Genomic DNA, 1,508 nt, shown 5'->3' on the forward strand with positions numbered 1-1,508 from the left:
GGGCGGTTTTTTTGTGGGCGGGGGGGGTTGTCGGGGGGGGGGGTGTTTTGGGGTGGGTTTTGCTTTAAACCCCACCGACAGGTCGGCGGGATGACACGAAACCCTTCTGCTGGAGGGGAGGTGGTGGAGGGTTGGCCTCCTCGTGACCGCCTCAGCCCTTCCCTGCCGCCCTGCGACCAGAGCCGACGTACCCCTTCGCTGTGGATGCAGGCGCTGCGGCCACCACCCGGGGGGTCCGTCCGTGGACCGCGGGGATCTTGGCCTTCTTGGAGCCCGATGCGGGGTTCTTCCTCGCTGGACGTTTACTTGGCGGCTCCTCGGGCTGCGGGACGACGGCGGCCTCGATGCGGGCCAGTCGCTCGTTGATCCGCGCGAATTCCTCGCTCTCCGCGAGGCGCACACCGTTGACCGCGTGCTCGATGATCTCTCGAACCAATGCCGTGTAGCGCATACCGCGCGTCTGCGCGAGCGCCTTGAGCGCGTCGACGACGTCACCCGGCAATCGAAGGGACGTGGTTTGCATCGGACGCGGATCAACCCACTCGCCATGCTCGATTTCGGCCGACGTGTCATGGGTGTCGTAGTGAGCGGCCAGCGCCTCAAGGTCTTCGACCGGACGAGGAAGGGACTCGTTTCGCTTTGCCATTGTCATCACCGTGCCTTCCTCAGGAAGGTCTTCTTCTCACTGGGTGTCATGTCCCGCGCGGTCACGATGAACGCTTCACCGTTGTCTTCGGCGGCCACCACGAACAGATACCGTCCCGCATAGGTGCGGCCGTACATCAAGATCGTGTCGTCCCGGCCTTCGGCCTGCCAGTACGGACGTTCGAGGATCGCCTCCCTCACCTCGTCCAAGGTCACATCGTGTCGGGCGATGTGGTCGCCGACCACTTGCTGTCCTTGACACCACGGAACACCGACCCAAGTGTAATACGAACGCATTGCGTGGTCACTGCCGCGTGTGGTGCCGGGAGGCATGCCCGGCACCTGACGGCGGCGACCTGCCGGGTGCGCCGTGGACGAGGGCCGGCCGTTGCGACGCGCGGCCGAGCGGTTCCAGGTCTAGCCGACCACCGCCCACTGGGCCTTGCGTTGTCGCGTGCTGGGCGAGGCGGGCACGACCGACCGTTGCAGCCGACCGCACCACAGCCCGCGTCGCCTGCCCACCCGCTGCGAACGCCGGATCGTGAAGGTCCGCCTGGCGCGGCGGTGGGGTCCGACCCGCATCGCCTACCTGCTCGGCGGGGTACACCCTGCTCGACGAATGGGCCTACGCCCAGCCCTACCGGTTCGAAGCCGAACGCCGAGCCGCACTGCCACACGGGCTGCACACCTACAACCACCACCGCGGCCACACCGCACTGGGCGGCCAACCACCAGCCAGCCGCGTCCCCAACCTCCCCGGGCAGTACAGCTAGCGCCTGTTTCACAAGTCTCGTTCGATGAGAGTCGCGCCTGAGGTGGTTCCCGGCGGTGCGGCCGAATGGGCCGCATACCGCTGTTGTATG

General features: G+C 66.8%; 2 protein-coding genes and 2 pseudogenes. 2 read left to right on the forward strand and 2 right to left on the reverse strand.

The window, feature by feature from the left end; all coding sequences use genetic code 11:
* Positions 1-151: 151 nt before the first annotated feature.
* Positions 152-646 (reverse strand): hypothetical protein, encoded by a 495-nt coding sequence (locus ABTZ99_RS44925; RefSeq protein WP_498780571.1) that lies wholly within the window; start codon positions 644-646, stop codon positions 152-154.
* A gap of 5 nt (positions 647-651) precedes the next feature.
* The gene (locus ABTZ99_RS44930) at positions 652-891 is read right to left on the reverse strand and encodes a BrnT family toxin (protein WP_499619287.1); all 240 of its coding nucleotides are present in this window, start codon (positions 889-891) and stop codon (positions 652-654) included.
* A gap of 124 nt (positions 892-1,015) precedes the next feature.
* Here ABTZ99_RS44930 and ABTZ99_RS44935 point away from each other — a divergent pair.
* Both ABTZ99_RS44935 and ABTZ99_RS44940 read left to right on the forward strand, forming a co-directional pair.
* A pseudogene (locus tag ABTZ99_RS44935) lies at positions 1,016-1,240 on the forward strand (IS481 family transposase); the annotation flags it as partial.
* 10 nt (positions 1,241-1,250) lie between these two features.
* Positions 1,251-1,418: pseudogene (locus ABTZ99_RS44940) on the forward strand (IS481 family transposase); the annotation flags it as partial.
* Positions 1,419-1,508 lie beyond the last annotated feature (90 nt).

The organism is Actinosynnema sp. NPDC002837 (genome assembly GCF_040295345.1).
Classification (GTDB): domain Bacteria; phylum Actinomycetota; class Actinomycetes; order Mycobacteriales; family Pseudonocardiaceae; genus Actinosynnema.